The organism is Paracoccus gahaiensis, from assembly GCF_005048225.1.
Lineage (GTDB): Bacteria > Pseudomonadota > Alphaproteobacteria > Rhodobacterales > Rhodobacteraceae > Paracoccus > Paracoccus gahaiensis.
The window spans coordinates 544,743-559,093 of sequence record NZ_SUNI01000001.1 but is presented as its reverse complement, the minus strand read 5'-3'; the positions used below and the strand labels follow the sequence as shown (position 1 = coordinate 559,093).

16 protein-coding genes and 1 tRNA gene are annotated in these 14,351 nt (G+C 69.5%); 7 read left to right on the top strand and 10 right to left on the bottom strand.

What is annotated here, in order from left to right; translation table 11 throughout:
• Nucleotides 1–2 precede the first annotated feature (2 nt).
• Together FA743_RS02740 and FA743_RS02735 are read left to right on the top strand one after the other, a co-directional pair.
• Nucleotides 3–953, top strand: a complete 951-nt coding sequence (locus tag FA743_RS02740; protein WP_136884322.1) for an ABC transporter permease — start codon at nucleotides 3–5, stop codon at nucleotides 951–953.
• Between the two features lie 20 nt (nucleotides 954–973).
• The gene (locus FA743_RS02735) at nucleotides 974–1,534 is read left to right on the top strand and encodes a hemerythrin domain-containing protein (protein WP_169308739.1); all 561 of its coding nucleotides are present in this window, start codon (nucleotides 974–976) and stop codon (nucleotides 1,532–1,534) included.
• A gap of 79 nt (nucleotides 1,535–1,613) precedes the next feature.
• Here FA743_RS02735 and FA743_RS02730 read toward each other — a convergent pair whose 3' ends face one another.
• The 9 genes from FA743_RS02730 to FA743_RS02690 all read right to left on the bottom strand — a co-directional run bounded on the left by FA743_RS02730 (nucleotide 1,614) and on the right by FA743_RS02690 (nucleotide 9,752).
• The gene (locus FA743_RS02730; protein ID WP_136884320.1) at nucleotides 1,614–2,558 is read right to left on the bottom strand and encodes an AEC family transporter; all 945 of its coding nucleotides are present in this window, start codon (nucleotides 2,556–2,558) and stop codon (nucleotides 1,614–1,616) included.
• Nucleotides 2,555–3,385: an MBL fold metallo-hydrolase gene (locus FA743_RS02725; RefSeq protein ID WP_136884319.1), complete on the bottom strand. Its 831-nt coding sequence runs from the start codon at nucleotides 3,383–3,385 to the stop codon at nucleotides 2,555–2,557. Before FA743_RS02725 ends, FA743_RS02730 begins: the two co-directional genes overlap by 4 nt.
• On the bottom strand, nucleotides 3,382–4,179 hold the full coding sequence (locus FA743_RS02720) for a TatD family hydrolase (RefSeq protein WP_136884318.1): 798 nt from the start codon (nucleotides 4,177–4,179) through the stop codon (nucleotides 3,382–3,384). Before FA743_RS02720 ends, FA743_RS02725 begins: the two co-directional genes overlap by 4 nt.
• A 3-nt stretch (nucleotides 4,180–4,182) precedes the next feature.
• Entirely contained in the window at nucleotides 4,183–5,295 is a 1,113-nt protein-coding gene (locus FA743_RS02715; protein ID WP_136884317.1) for a DNA polymerase III subunit delta', read from the bottom strand.
• A gap of 10 nt (nucleotides 5,296–5,305) precedes the next feature.
• Nucleotides 5,306–5,902, bottom strand: a complete 597-nt coding sequence (tmk, locus tag FA743_RS02710) for a dTMP kinase (protein WP_136884316.1) — start codon at nucleotides 5,900–5,902, stop codon at nucleotides 5,306–5,308.
• A complete protein-coding gene (locus tag FA743_RS02705; RefSeq protein ID WP_136884315.1) occupies nucleotides 5,902–7,056 on the bottom strand; it encodes a D-alanyl-D-alanine carboxypeptidase family protein in 1,155 nt (384 codons plus the stop codon). The genes tmk and FA743_RS02705 overlap by 1 nt, the downstream gene beginning before the upstream one ends.
• A 98-nt stretch (nucleotides 7,057–7,154) precedes the next feature.
• Complete coding sequence (locus FA743_RS02700; protein ID WP_136884314.1) at nucleotides 7,155–7,727, bottom strand: thymidine kinase; 573 nt, start codon at nucleotides 7,725–7,727, stop codon at nucleotides 7,155–7,157.
• Nucleotides 7,728–7,842: 115 nt separating this feature from the next.
• A complete protein-coding gene (locus tag FA743_RS02695; RefSeq protein WP_136884313.1) occupies nucleotides 7,843–9,237 on the bottom strand; it encodes a DEAD/DEAH box helicase in 1,395 nt (464 codons plus the stop codon).
• A gap of 287 nt (nucleotides 9,238–9,524) precedes the next feature.
• Nucleotides 9,525–9,752 (bottom strand): hypothetical protein, encoded by a 228-nt coding sequence (locus FA743_RS02690; RefSeq protein WP_135312359.1) that lies wholly within the window; start codon nucleotides 9,750–9,752, stop codon nucleotides 9,525–9,527.
• A 110-nt stretch (nucleotides 9,753–9,862) separates the two neighbouring features.
• Here FA743_RS02690 and FA743_RS02685 point away from each other — a divergent pair, with 110 nt between their 5' ends.
• A complete protein-coding gene (locus FA743_RS02685) occupies nucleotides 9,863–10,114 on the top strand; it encodes a DUF2312 domain-containing protein (protein WP_136884312.1) in 252 nt (83 codons plus the stop codon).
• A 98-nt stretch (nucleotides 10,115–10,212) separates the two neighbouring features.
• On the opposite strand, the gene FA743_RS02680 is transcribed toward FA743_RS02685, so the two are convergent.
• Complete coding sequence (locus FA743_RS02680; RefSeq protein ID WP_136884311.1) at nucleotides 10,213–11,088, bottom strand: hypothetical protein; 876 nt, start codon at nucleotides 11,086–11,088, stop codon at nucleotides 10,213–10,215.
• 118 nt (nucleotides 11,089–11,206) lie between these two features.
• Between FA743_RS02680 and FA743_RS02675 the strand changes: the two genes are divergently transcribed.
• The 4 genes from FA743_RS02675 to FA743_RS02660 all read left to right on the top strand — a co-directional run bounded on the left by FA743_RS02675 (nucleotide 11,207) and on the right by FA743_RS02660 (nucleotide 14,343).
• Entirely contained in the window at nucleotides 11,207–12,910 is a 1,704-nt protein-coding gene (locus tag FA743_RS02675; protein WP_136884310.1) for an ABC transporter permease, read from the top strand.
• 39 nt (nucleotides 12,911–12,949) lie between these two features.
• Nucleotides 12,950–13,024, top strand: a tRNA-Thr gene (locus FA743_RS02670).
• A gap of 155 nt (nucleotides 13,025–13,179) precedes the next feature.
• Nucleotides 13,180–13,386 (top strand): cold-shock protein, encoded by a 207-nt coding sequence (locus FA743_RS02665; RefSeq protein ID WP_042248736.1) that lies wholly within the window; start codon nucleotides 13,180–13,182, stop codon nucleotides 13,384–13,386.
• 141 nt (nucleotides 13,387–13,527) lie between these two features.
• A complete protein-coding gene (locus FA743_RS02660; RefSeq protein WP_136884309.1) occupies nucleotides 13,528–14,343 on the top strand; it encodes a TIGR00282 family metallophosphoesterase in 816 nt (271 codons plus the stop codon).
• The last annotated feature ends 8 nt before the right edge of the window (nucleotides 14,344–14,351 follow it).

The window sequence follows — 14,351 nt, the reverse complement described above, 5'->3', positions numbered from 1 at the left end:
GAATGGCACTTCCAAGCTATGCATCACCGCTGGAGCGCATCTGGCATTACGCCTATCTGGCCGGCTGCGCGGCGATCTTCTTCTTCCTGATCGCGCCCATCGTGGTCATCATCCCGCTGAGTTTCAACGCCGAGCCCTATTTCACCTTCACCGACCGGATGCTGGAATTCGACCCCGAGGGCTACAGCACACGCTGGTATTCCAGCCTGCTGACCTTCGGGATGCAGGACCCCGAGGCCACGGGCTGGGCCTTCTGGTCGGATGCCTGGACCAATGCGAACTGGGTGAAGGCGGCCAAGAACTCGATCATCATCGGGGTCTTCTCGACCATCGTGGCGACCGGGCTGGGGACGCTGGCAGCACTTGGCCTGTCGCGCCCCGAGATGCCCTATCGCCGGGCGATCATGGCGATCCTGATCTCTCCGATGATCGTGCCGCTGATCATCACCGCGACGGGGATGTTCTTCTTCTATTCGAACCCCTGCGAACTGCTGACGCTGGTGGGTCTGGACCCGCAATGCGGGCGGCTGGCGGGCACCTATCTGGGGGTGATCCTGGCCCATGCGACGCTTGGCATCCCCTTCGTCATCATCACCGTGACCGCGACGCTGGTGGGGTTCGACCAGTCGCTGAACCGCGCGGCGGCCAGCCTGGGGGCCAATCCGCGCACGACCTTCTTCAAGGTGACCATGCCGCTGATCCTGCCGGGCGTGGTGTCGGGCGCGCTGTTCGCCTTCGTCACCTCCTTCGACGAGGTGGTGGCGGTGCTGTTCATCGCCGGCCCCGACCAGCAGACCATCCCGCGCCAGATGTGGAACGGCATCCGCGAGCAGATCAGCCCGGCCATCCTGGCGGTGGCCACGCTGCTGGTGATCTTCTCGATCGCGCTTCTGACCACGGTCGAGCTGTTGCGCCGAAGGTCCGAGCGCATCCGCGGCGTCACCCCGCGATGACCGGGGCGACGAGCGGGCCGATGACCTTGGACGAGCTGGAGGACGCGGCGGCGCGCCCCGACCCGCCCGCCTATCCCGCGATCAGCCGGGCCGAGCGCGCCCATGGCCGCCGGCTGGCCGCCATCCACGACATGTACCGGGCCGAATTGGACGGGGTCCGGGATCTGCTGGTCCGGATCCGCGCCGGGACTGCCGCGCCGGGGGTGCTGGCGCCCGCCGTCACCGGCACGCGGCTGGCGCGGAACATGGCGATGTTCGGCACCGCCTGCGGGCGCGATTGCGCGCTGCTGCAGAACCATCATGACATCGAGGAGCAATGGATGTTCCCCGCGCTGTCCTCGGCCGGAGGGGCGGCGCTGGCCCCGGTGATCGCGCGGCTGATGGCCGAGCATCGGCTGATCCACGCGCTGATCGGCGATCTGGCTGCGGCGGCCGGGGCGTTGGTCGCCGCGCCCGACGCAGGCGCCTTCGCGCGCTGCGCCGAGGGCTTCGCGGCGCTCGATCGGGCGATCCGGTCGCATTTCGGCTATGAGGAGCGGGTGCTGGAAGAACCCTTGGGGGCGTTGCGGGTGCCGATCTGAGGGGGGTCTTTGCGTCCCGCGACGGCGGGGGGCCAGCCCCCCGCGCCCCCCGGGATATTTTTGCCAAGATGAAGGGGCGTTAAGGCAGCAGTGCAAGCCACATCCAGATCGTGAGGGTCGAGAGGGCGGTGGCGATCAGCACGCTGGAGGCGGCGACGCGGCGGGCGGCGCCGTAGATATTGGCGAAGAGATAGGCGTTCACGCCCGGCGCCATCGCGGCGGTCATCACCGCCGAGCGGAGCCCGTCGCGGTCGAGGCCCAGCAGGTGGGCGGTGCCGAAGGCGATGGCCGGGTGCAGGATCAGCGAGGCGGCGCAGCAGAGCGCGATGGCCCCCATGTCGCCCTCGGGGCGGTAGCGGTAAAGGACTCCGCCCAGGCCGAAGAGCGCCGCGGGCAGGGCCGCGCGGGCGATCATGTCGGCGGCATCCCAGAAGCCCTGCGGCAGGACCAGACCCGCCTGCATCAGCAGGTTCATCGACAGACCCGACAGGATGCCGATGACCAGCGCCGTGCGCAGCACGCCCGTCAGCGCGCGCAGCGAGATGCGCCCGACCGAGAGGCCGCTGCCCCGGGCACGGGTGAACTCCATCACCGTGATCCCGAAGGTGTAGAGCAGCGGCGAATGCAGCGCGATGATCGCCCAGTTGCCCGCCAGCGCCTCGGGGCCGTAGGCGCGCTCGGTGATCGGGATGCCCAGGAGCAGGCTGTTCGAGAAGAGGCAGACGAAGCCGATCGCCACGCAATCCATCGGGGGGCGGTGGAACAGATAGCGCGCCCCGGCCCAGCCCAGCCCGTAGCCCGCGAAGGCGCCCAGATAGAAGGGGATCAGCAGCTGGGCGCGGAACTCGGTTCCCAGATCCAGCCGCGCCATCGAGACGAAGAGCAGGGTCGGGACCGCGAAGTTCTGCGCGAAATTCATCAGCCCGTCCACGGCGCTGGCCCCGAACCAGCCGCGCCAGGCGACCAGATAGCCGAAGCCCACGATCAGGAAGACGGGCAGGATGATCGTGAAGAGGGCGCTCATGCGGCGGGGGGAAGATCGGGGGTCAGGGCGGTCGTCGTGATCTGCAGCCCGTCATGAGCGGGGGTGACATGGGCGGGCGTCGTGGCGGCGACCGTGGCATAGTCCATGTCGATATGCATGTTGGTCAGGATGGCCTGCGGGCTGCGCGACCGGGCGATCCAGTCCAGCGCCAGCGCCAGATGCGCGTGGCTGGGATGGGGCTGGGGGCGCAGCGCGTCGCAGATGAAGACCGGCGCATCCTGGATCAGCGGCCAGGCGGGCTCGGGGATGGCCGAGACGTCGGGCAGGTAGACGAGGCCGCCGATGCGGAAGCCCAGGGCCGTGATCTCTCCGTGCTGGACGCGGAAGGGGATCAGGGTGACGGGGCCGCCGGGGCCGTCGACGGTGATGCGCCCGGTGATCGGGTGCAGTTCGCAGATGGGGGGATACTGGCTGCCCTCGGGCGTCTCGAAGACATAGCCGAAGCGGGTGGTCAGCGCGTGGGCCGTGGGCGCGTCGGCATGCAGCGGCAGGATGCGGCGGGCGTTGAAGACCATCTGGCGCAGGTCGTCGATGCCGTGGACATGATCGGCATGGGCATGGGTATAGACGACCGCGTCCAGCACCGCCACGTCCGCATCCAGCATCTGCGGCACAAGATCGGGGCCGGTGTCGATCAGCACCCGGGTGGTGCCTTGGGGGCCGTCGCGCTCGATGAGCAGGGAGCAGCGGCGGCGGCGGTTGCGGGGATTGGCGGGGTCGCAATCGCCCCATCGGTTGCCAAGGCGCGGCACGCCGCCCGAGGATCCGCAGCCCAGGATGGTGGCGCGCAGCGTCGGGCCGCTCACCGGGCGGCCTTGGGAAAGAGGCGGTCGAAATTCGCCTCGGTCCGGGCGGCGAAATCGAGCAGGGCCAGCCCGAAGACCTGCGCGCCCACGGCCGCCGTGTGGGCGACATAGGCGGGCTCGTTGCGGCGCCCGCGATGGGGGGGCGGGGCCAGGTAGGGGCTGTCGGTTTCCACCAGGATGCGGTCCAGCGGCGCGGCCTTGAAGATGTCGCGCAGGTCCGAGGATCGCGGGAAGGCGGCGATGCCCGACATGGACAGATAGAAGCCCAGATCCAGCGCCGCCTGCGCCAGGGCCGGCGACGAGCTGAAGCAGTGCATCACGCAGCCATAGGCCCCGGCGCGATGTTCCTCGGTCAGGATGCGGGCCATGTCGTCATCCGCGTCGCGGGCATGGATGATCAGCGGCAGGCCGGTCACGCGCGCGGCCTCGATATGGATGCGCAGGCTGTCCTGCTGCAGGGCGGCCGTCTCGGCGGTGTAGTGATAGTCGAGGCCGGTCTCGCCGATGGCCACGAATTTCGGGTGATCGGCCAGGGCCACCAACTGGTCCAGCGTCGCCATGGGCTCGTCGGCCACGCTCATCGGGTGGGTGCCGGCGGCGTAGAAGACGCCCGCATGCGCCTCGGCCAGCGCGCGCACCTGGGGTTCCTGGCGCAGCCTGGTGCAGATGGTGACCATCCGGGTCACCCCCGCCGCATGGGCGCGGGCGATCAGCGCATCATGTTCGCCGTCGAAATCGGGGAAATCCAGATGGCAATGGCTGTCGGTCAGCGACAGGGGGGTCGCGTCGTGCATCGGTCATCCCTTGTGCGGCGGTGCGGCCTGGGCAGGCGGCAGCTGCGCCAGTTCCAGGACCATATCCATCACCAGCGCGGCAGGGTCAAGGTTGACCGCCCGGCCCGTGCGGGCGCGCGCCGACAGCCGGGCCTGCGCCTCGGCCCAGATCCGGGCGGCGCGGTCGTCGGGGGACAGCCGGGCCATCAGCGCGCCCTCTCCCTTCGCCGCCTGCGGCAGGGGGGCGCCCATCAGCCCGGCGCGCGCCATGCGGGTGAGGAAGCGGTCCAAGACCGTGATGGTCAGATCGAAGGGATCCCCGTCCGCGCCCGCCCGCCCCGCCGCCGCCTCGGCAAAGCGCGACGCGGCCAGCCGGTCCATCCGGGGCAGGGTGGCGAAAAGGTCCACCAAGTCCTGATAGCGGTCCAGCCCCCCCTGGCCCGCCAGCCGCAGTGCCTCGCCCACCGAGCCGTCCGACAGGGCCGCCAGCGCCTCGGCATCCTCGTCGATGCCCATGTCCGACAGGATGCCCGCCATCTGGCGCGGGGCCAGCGGCGTCAGGCGCAGGGTCCGGCAGCGCGAGCGGATCGTGGGCAGAAGGCCCGCCGGTTGATGCGCGATCATCAGGATCAGCGCGTCCTTGGGCGGTTCCTCCAGCACCTTCAGCAGGGCATTGGCGGCGGCGGTGTTCATGTCGTCGGCGGCATCGATGATGGCGACGCGGCGTCCGCCCTCGGCCGCCGAGAGGTGGAAGAAGGACAGAAGGCGGCGGATCTCGTCCACGGTGATCTCGGCCCGCAGGCGCCCGGCCTTGTCGTCCCAGGGGCGGCGGATCAGCTGCAGGCGCGGCTCGGACAGGGCGCTGATGCGCCGCACCTCGGGCGCCTCCCGGTCGACCGACAGATCGGCACTGTCGGCTCCGGCCAGAAGCCAGCGCGCGATGGCCCAGGCCAGGGTCGCCTTGCCCACGCCGCGCGGCCCGGTCAAAAGCCAGGCGTGGTGCAGGCGACCCCCGCGCGCGGCCTCGGTGAAGGCGGCGATGGCCGTGTCCTGTCCGATCACGCGGGGCGCGTGGCGCGGATGGGGGGCGCCGGGCACGCGGTCGGGTTCGGGAATGTCGGGGGCGTCGGTCTTCATGGGGCGGGCGTCACAGGGCGGCGCGGATGCGGGCGGCGACCTGATCGGGCGTGCCCGCGCCGTCGATCAGGCGCACCCGGTCGGGATATTCCCGAGCCAGCGCCCGAAACCCGGTGGCGAGGCGTTCCTGAAACCCAAGCCCCAGGCTTTCGAAGCGGTCCTCGGCCCCGCCGCGCGCCGCGCCGCGCAGCAACCCGGTGGCCGGGTCGATGTTGATGACGAAGGTCCGGTCGGGCTCGATGCCGATCATCAGACCATGCAGCCGGTCGACCAGATCCCGCAGATCGCCCCGCGCGGCGCCCTGATAGACCCGGGTGCTGTCGGCAAAGCGGTCGGTGACGACGGTGTGGCCTGCCGCCAGCGCGGGACGGATGGTGCGTTCCAGATGGTCGCGGCGGGCGGCGGTGAAGAGCAGGCATTCAGTCTCGGGCGACCAGCGTTCGCCCGCGCCCTCGACCAGAAGGCGGCGGATCTCCTCGGCGCCCGGGCTGCCGCCGGGCTCGCGGGTCAGCACGACATCGCGGCCCTCGGCGCGCAGGGCCTCGGCCAGAAGCCGGGCCTGGGTGGACTTGCCGCAGCCGTCGATGCCTTCGAAGCTGATCAGCATCAGCCGGTGACGGCGCTGATCGCGCGCTGGCCCAGCTGCATCACGGCGCCGCGCAGGCGGCCGACGAACCCGGCCTCGGGCACGTCCGAGGCGGCGAGCAGGGGCGTGACCGTGTCGGGGCGGCCGGGAACGGTGACCACCAGCCGCGCGACCTCGTCGCCCTGCGCGATGGGCGCGGGGATCGGGCCGTCATAGACGACCTCGACCCGGACCTGATCGCGCAGGGCGATCGGCACCAGCACGTTGACGCCATTCTCGGTCGTCAGGCCCACCCGCGTCTCGGTGCCCAGCCAGACCGGCGCCTCCAGCACCGTCTCGCCCGCCGGAACCAGCCGGTTCATGGCGAAATCGCGAAAGGCCCAGTTGACGATGCGTTCGGACTCCTCGGCCCGGGCGCGCTCGCTCTCCAGCCCCGAGATGACGAAGACGACCCGCCGCCCGTCCTGGATGGCCGATCCGACCAGGCCATATCCCGCCTCCTGCGTGTGACCGGTCTTGAGCCCGTCGGCGGTCCATTCGCCGGTGCCAAGCCGCAGCAGCGGGTTGCGGTTGTTCGCGTTCGAGGGCACGCGGCCCTTGTAGGTGTATTCGGTCATCGCGAATTTTTCGTAGAGTTCGGGAAATTCGCGGATCATGTAGGCGGCCAGCACGCCCAGATCATGCATCGACATGCGATGCTCGGGGTCGGGCCAGCCGGACGAATTGGTCAGGTTCGTCTGCGTCATCCCCAGCTGGGCGGCGCGCTCGGTCATCTGCCGGGCAAAGGCCTCTTCCGATCCGGCCATGCCCTCGGCCACCACCACGCAGGCATCGTTGCCGGAATTGACGATGATGCCGTGGATCAGATCTTCGACCGAGGGACGGTCGGCGGGTTCGACGAACATCTTCGAGCCGCCCATCCGCCAGGCCTTGACCGAGACGGGAAAGGTGCTCTCCATCGTGTAGCGCCCGTCATGCAGCGCCTCGAACAGCATGGTCAGGGTCATCAGCTTGGACATCGAGGCGGGGGGCAGGGGCACATCCGCGTTCTTTTCCATCAGCACGGTGCCGGTGGCCACGTCATAGACCCAGGCCGAAGTTGCGGCGGTCTCGAAGGCGCGGGCGGGGGCGGCCAGGGCCAGCGCGGCGGCGAGCCAGATCAGGAATGCGCGCATGAGATGTCCCTCTGCCTGTGTGGCGGCCTGTTTCGTCGATGGTTACATCAAGCCCCGCGCTCCCGCAACGCGTGCAGACCGGGCGCGCCCAGAATTGATCAGCCGCCCACGGCCTCGCGCCAATGCCTGCGGCAGAGCGAGACATAGGTCTCGTTGCCGCCGACCTGCACCTGCGCGCCGCGGGTGACGGCCTCGCCCGCGGCGTCGCGGCGGATGACCATGGTGGCCTTGCGCCCGCAATGGCAGATGGTGCGCACCTCGCGCAGCGTGTCGGCCAGCGCCAGCAGCGCGGTCGATCCGGGGAACAGCGCGCCCCGGAAATCGACGCGCAGGCCATAGCACATGACGGGGATGCCCCGATCGTCGACCACCCGGGCCAGCTGCCAGACCTGCTCGGGGGTCAGGAACTGGGCCTCGTCCACGAAGACGCAGGCGGGCTGCGGCGTGGCGGCGGCGATCAGCGCGTCCAGATCCGAGGCGCTGTCGAAGGTCATCGCCGCCTCGGCGATGCCGATCCGGCTGGCGATGCGGCCCATTCCGGCCCGGTCGTCCAGGGCGGCGGTCATCAGCAGCACCTCCATCCCGCGCTCGCGATAGTTGTAGGCCGCCTGCAGCAGCAGCGTGCTCTTGCCCGCGTTCATCGTGGAATAATGGAAATAGAGCTTGGCCATGACGCCGCCGCTTACCCGCCCGCCAAGATCGCGACAAGCAAAAGCCGCCGGAATGTCCTCCCGGCGGCTTCTTCTTTGTTCAAATACCCAAAAGGGCGTCGACGTTGCGCAATGCTCAGGCCATGCGGCTCTTGGGTGCGCGCGAGGGGCGGCGTGCGGGACGCCGGCCGGCGCCGGCATCCATGGGCTTGCCGCCCATCGGCTTGCCGCGTCCGCGCTGCGGCCCGCCGGGCGAACCGGCAGCGGCAGCGGCGGCGGCCGAAGGCACCTCTCCGCCGATCACGGGGATGGTGTTCTTCATCGCCTTCTCGATGGCGCGCAGCTCACCCAGCTCGGCGGGCGAGCAGAAGGCCACGGCGCGACCGTCACGGCCCGCCCGCGCGGTCCGACCGATGCGGTGGACATAGTTCTCGGGCACGTTGGGCAGGTCATAGTTGTAGATGTGGGCCACGTCCGGGATGTCCAGGCCGCGCGCCGCCACGTCGGTCGCGACCAGCACCTTGGTCTCGCCCTTGCGGAAGGCCTCCAGGGCGCGCTCGCGCTGGCCCTGCGATTTGTTGCCGTGGATCGCGGCGACCGCGAAGCCCCAGCTGTCCAAGAGCTTGGCCAGCTTGTCGCAGCCATGCTTGGTGCGGCCGAAGACCATCGCCATTTCCTGCGTGTGCTTGGACATGTACTCGGCCAGCAGCTTGGCCTTGTCGCCCTGGGTGACGAAATGCACGCCCTGCTCGATCTTCTTGGCGGCCTGACCCGGGGGGTTCACGGCGACCTTCAGCGGGTTCGTCAGGTAGGTGTCGGACAGCTCCGACATCAGTTTCGGCATGGTGGCCGAGAACATCAGCGTCTGACGCTCGCGCGGCAGCATGCGGGCGATCTTGCGCAGCGTGTGGATGAAGCCGATGTCCAGCATCTGGTCGGCCTCGTCCAGCACCAGATAGGTGGTGGCCTCGAGGCTGATGGCGCGACGCTCGATCAGGTCCATCAGGCGGCCCGGCGTCGCGATCAGCACGTCGACGCCGCGCGACAGGCGCTCGGTCTGGGTGTTGATCGAGGCGCCGCCCACGACGCGGAACGACCGGATCGGCGTGCCCTCGGCATAGGCGTCGATGTTCGTCGCGATCTGGGTGGCCAGTTCGCGGGTCGGCGCCAGGATCAGCGCGCGGCAGGTCCTGGGGTCGGGCTTCTTGCCATAGTTGATCAGGCGGGTCAGCATCGGCAAGCCGAAGGCCGCCGTCTTGCCGGTGCCGGTCTGGGCCAGACCCAGCACGTCACGCCCGTTCACGATGGCCGGGATGCCCTGTTCCTGGATCGGCGTGGGCGTGGTCAGGCCCATCGCGATGATGTTGGCGTTGATGCGGTGGTCGATGCCCATGTCGGCGAAGGGGCCGACGGTGACGGGTTCGCGGGCCGGGGCGCTGCGGCCCTCGTTGGAATAGCCCGCATGGGGGGCGCGGCTCGGCGTGGATTTGCCGCCACGGTTCGGGCGGCGACGGGTGTTGTTCTGTTCCATGAAAATCTTTCGTCCCCCGCATCCCTCGTATCGGATGCAAAGGCAGGGGCCACGCATCTGGGGGCGCGGCTCGTGGCAGGGGTGCAGGCGTGATACGAGGATGCCTGCTGCCTCCCCGCGTGAATGGGAAACTGGAATGAGTGTCGGCGTCGGTCGGGCAGGGCCCGTGGCTGCTCACGCGGCAGTTGACGGCGATGGGGGACAGATGGGGCAGACGGGCGCAAAAGTCAAGCGCCAAGCGCGGCGCCGCCCGGCAGGCAGGGGGGGGCCTTTCGGCAGATGGGGCCTCAGCGCGACAGGATGATGCCGATCACCACCATCATCAGCCCGATGGTCGAGGCCGCCAGCGCCGCCATGTTCACCGCCAGCACGCCGCGCATCTTCACACGCAGGGCGGCGTCGTCGATCCCCCGGCGGCGGGCGCGGGTGACGGTCAGGATGCACCAGACCAGGCCCGCAAGGCCGGCCAGGGTCAGGGCGGCTCCGACCCAGATGATCAAGTCGTAGGTCGTCATGGCAGGCTCCGTGATGAAGGGGTGGCGCGCGCCTGTCCCCTAGCGGCGATTGCACCGCGCAACAAGACCGCCTAACAGGCAGGCCGAACCGACAGGAAGGGATTTCTTTGATGCAGGACGACAAGGCTTACGGAGTCGCAGCCGACGAGCTGCGCCAGTTCATCGAGCAGTTCGAGCAGCTGGAGGCCGAGAAGAAGGACATCGCCGAGCGCCAGAAAGAGGTCATGGCCGAGGCCAAGGCCCGGGGCTATGACACCAAGGTGATGAAGCAGATCATCGCCCTGCGCCGCCGCGACAAGGACGACATCGCCGAGGAAGAGGCGATCCTGGACATGTACAAGGCCGCCCTCGGCATGGTCTGAGGCCCTCAGGGGTCTGACGTCGGGCGAATTGCCGGGTCGGGCCGCCCCGCCCGGCGATGCGCCTCTGCGGACTGCCCCGTCTGCGGACTGCCCCGGAATCAGGGCAGGATGAACTCCACCCCCGGCAGGACCGCGATCTCGGCCACGTCCGAGCGATAGGTCTCGGTCACCTGGTCGACCAGATCCTGGGTCCAGCCGGGCAGGTCGATCTCCTGATCCAGGGAGTCGGGCAGGGCATGGTCGCGCAGCAGATCGGCATGCAGCCGGCGGCGCTGCGCGATGTCCATCTGGTCGCGGTCGGCCATCGTCTCGCGCAGCGCGGCGATTCCCTTGTCGTCCAGCAGATCCTGCAGGAAGCCCAGGCCCCCGGTCAGCGGCACGTCATGGGGAAGGTCGCCCGTCAGGCGCACCACTTCGGGCCAGATCAGCGGCACGTCCTCGTGGCACCACAGCACCACGCGGCGTCCCTGCGCCGCCTGCAGCAGCCGGTGGATGGCATCGCGCCAGCGCAGCTCCAGCGGATGGCATCCCTGCATCAGGTCGTCATATCCGTTGCCGCTGAACTGCGGCAGCACCTCGGCCAAAAGCGTGGCGGGATTGCGGATCGCCAGGAAGAATTCGGTCTGCGCCGAGGGGAAGAGCTGCGCCAGGGCCGCCGTGCGCGCCCCGATCTTGGGATAGAGGCCGGTGCGCCCCACCGCCCGGCCCGGCGCCCCCTGGAAGGTCCAGGTCGACATGACCACGCGCGACGGATGGTCGCTGTCGAGGATCGCGTCCAGCATGATCTCTTCCATCTCGGGCGTCGCGGTGCCGCCGTCGAGCGAGCGCAGCGCATCGTCGAAGACGCTCTTGTGGCGTTCGGGAGGGACGACCTCGGTGCCGGCCATCTGCAGCCGGGCCTTGTTGTCCAGAAGGGTCTTCAGCAGCCGGTCGCCGTCGGTGCCGTGCACCCCCATGTGGAATACCATCTGCATCGCTGTCCCCGTTTCTTATTTCTTGGCGGTCGTGCCGGTTGCCGGCCCTGCCGGTCGCTCGCGCGCAGATTACGCCTCCGGCGTGGACAGTCAAACCGCTTTGGCATATCGCCGGCCCATGACCCGGACCGCGCCAGACCCGTCCCGCAGCGCCCATGCCGATCACGCCCTGCGCCAGGGCGGCGGGCGCGGCTGGTCGCTCGCCGCGGTGCTGGTGGCGGGGCTGGTCCTGCTGCCGGTCCTGTCGGTCGCCTGGCTGGCGCTGAATCCCACGGACAACATCTGGCCGCATCTGCTGTCGACCGTCATGCCGCGCTATTTCGGCAACACGGTCGCGCTGGCGCTTGGCACGGGGCTTCTGGCCGCCGCGATGGGCACCGGATCGGCCTGGCTGGTCAGCATGTACGATTTCCCGGGGCGCGGCGCGCTGCAATGGCTGCTGCTGCTGCCGCTGGCGGTGCCCGCCTATATCGGCGCCTATGCGCTGGCCGATTTCCTCGACTATTCCGGCCCCGTCCAGATCGCCCTGCGCGGCTGGTTCGGATGGGAGACGGCGCGCGACTACTGGTTCCCCCGCATCCGCTCTATCGAGGCTGCGATCGTGGTGCTGGCGGCGGCGCTTTACCCTTACGTCTATCTGCTGACCCGCGCGGCGCTGCATGAACAGTCCGGCAGCGCCTACGAGGTCGCCCGCGCGCTTGGCACCGGCCCCTGGGGACTGTTCGCGCGCGTGGGCCTGCCGCTGGCGCGTCCGGCCATCGTCGCGGGCAGCGCCATCGCGATGATGGAGGCGGTCGCGGATTACGGGGTCGTCAGCTATTTCGGCGTGCAGACGCTGAACACCGGCATCTTCACCACCTGGCTGGAGCGTCGGAATGCCGGCGGGGCCGCGCAGATCGCCTGCGCCATGCTGGCCCTGATCATGGTCCTGGCCCTGTGGGAGCGATTCGCGCGCAGGCGCGCCCGCTATCACCAGAGCGCCCGCCAGCCGCGCCCGATCCAGCGCCAGAGGCTGCGCGCCCTGCCGGGGCTGGCGGCGACGCTGGCCTGCGCGCTGCCCTTCGCCATCGGCTTCGTGCTGCCGGTGGCGGTGATCGCGACCTATGCGGCCTCCTATCCGCAGGGCTGGCTGTCGCCGGGGCTGGTGCGGGCGGCATGGCACACGGTCTCGCTTGGCGGGGTGGCGGCGGTGCTGACCGTCGGGCTGGCGCTGGTCATGGTCTATGGCGCGCGGCTGTCGGGCAGCGCGCTGCCACGCCTGCTGATGCCGGTGACGACCATCGGCTATGCCGCGCCCGGCGCGGTGCTGGCGGTGGGGCTGCTGATCCCGCTGGCGGCGCTGGACCACAAGGTCGCGGATGGCTGGCTGGCGCTGACCGGCACCGATCCCGGGCTGATCGTGACGGGCACCGGCACGGCCATCGTGCTGGCCTATCTGGTGCGCTTCTTCGCCATCGGGCAGGGGGCCATCGACGCGGCCTTCACCCGGGTGCCGCCCTCGCTGCCGATGGCGGCGCGGTCCCTGGGACGCGCCAATGCGGGCGTGCTGCGCGCGGTCTATCTGCCGATGATGCGCGGATCGGTGGGGGCGGCGCTGCTCCTGGTCTTCGTCGATTGCGTCAAGGAGCTGCCCGCCACGCTGCTGCTGCGCCCCTTCAACTTCGAGACGCTCGCCACCCGCACGCACGAGCGTGCCAGCCTGGAGGATCTGGGCAATGCCGCGCCCGCCGCGCTGCTGGTGATGGCGGTGGGGCTGCTGGCGGTGGCGCTGCTGGCGCGCACCAATCTGGGCGGGGGCGGGGCCCCCAGGGGCCACGCGTGACTTGCGCAAAGGCGCCTCTCGCGGTAACGGATCGGACATGCCGGCTTAGCTCAGTGGTAGAGCGTCTGATTTGTAATCAGGGGGTCGGGGGTTCAAATCCCTCAGCCGGCACCAAGTTTTCCCTTGCATGGTTAATCGGGTGGCGTTACTAAGCGGTGGCTACGTTAAATTCTCTGCATCCTGTCTGGTTCTGCCTTCAGTCTGCTTTGTTAATCTGACGGCCAAGCCACTGCATTCTGCGGGTGGTAACTTAGACAGGAGATCTCACGATGGCCAACGGCACCGTGAAATGGTTCAACAGCACCAAAGGCTTCGGCTTCATTCAACCGGAAGGCGGCCGTCAGGACGTTTTCCTGCACATCTCGGCTCTTGAGCGCGCGGGCCTGTCGGCTCCGGCCGATGGCCAGAAAGTGACGTTCGAGCTGGAGCGTGGCCGTGACGGTCGCGAATCGGCCACCAACGTGCAGTTCGTCTGAACCGACGCTGATTGCGAGCTAATGGAAAGGGCTGCCCTCGGGCGGCCCTTTTTGCTGTCTGCCGTCCGGGCAGGCGGATGGGTCGATTCTGCCTGTGCATGCGGGCTTGAGTTGCCCCGGGCTTTCGCCTAGCAGGGCGGCATGAAAATCCTTTTCCTTGGCGATGTGATGGGCCGTGCGGGCCGTCGGGCGATCACCGAACGGCTGGCGGGCCTGCGGGCGCGGCTGAAGGCCGATCTGGTGATCGTGAACGCGGAAAACGCCAGCGGCGGGCGAGGGGTCACCGCCGGTCACGCGCAACTGCTGCTGGAGGCCGGGGCCGATGCCCTGACCTTGGGCGATCATGCCTTCGATCAGAAGGACATGCTGACCTTCATCGAGCGCGAGCCGCGCATCATCCGGCCCCTGAACTTCGCCCGCGAGGCGCCGGGGCGCGGCCATGCCATCATCAGCGACGGGCGCGGGCGCAAGGCGCTGATCGTGCAGGCCTTGGGGCAGGTGTTCATGTCGCGGCCCTATGACGATCCGTTCTCGGCGCTGGACGGGGTGCTGCGCGCCCATCCTCCGGGCGGGATGGTGCAGGCGGCGCTGGTCGACATCCATGCCGAGGCCACCAGCGAGAAGATGGCCGTGGGCCATTTCTGCGACGGGCGCGCCAGTCTGGTCGTGGGCACCCATACCCATGTGCCCACCGCCGACACGCAGATCCTGCCGCGCGGCACCGCCTTCCAGAGCGATGCCGGCATGTGCGGCGACTATGACAGCGTCATCGGCATGGACAAGGCCGAGCCCCTGCGCCGCTTCATCACCGGCATGGCCCGCGACCGCTTCACCCCGGCCGAGGGCGAGGCGACCCTGTCGGGCGTGCTGGTCGAGACGGACGACCGCACCGGGCTGGCGCGCAGCGTCGTGCCGGTGCGCGATGGCGGGCGGCTGGCGGGAACGCATCCGGCCTGACATCGTCG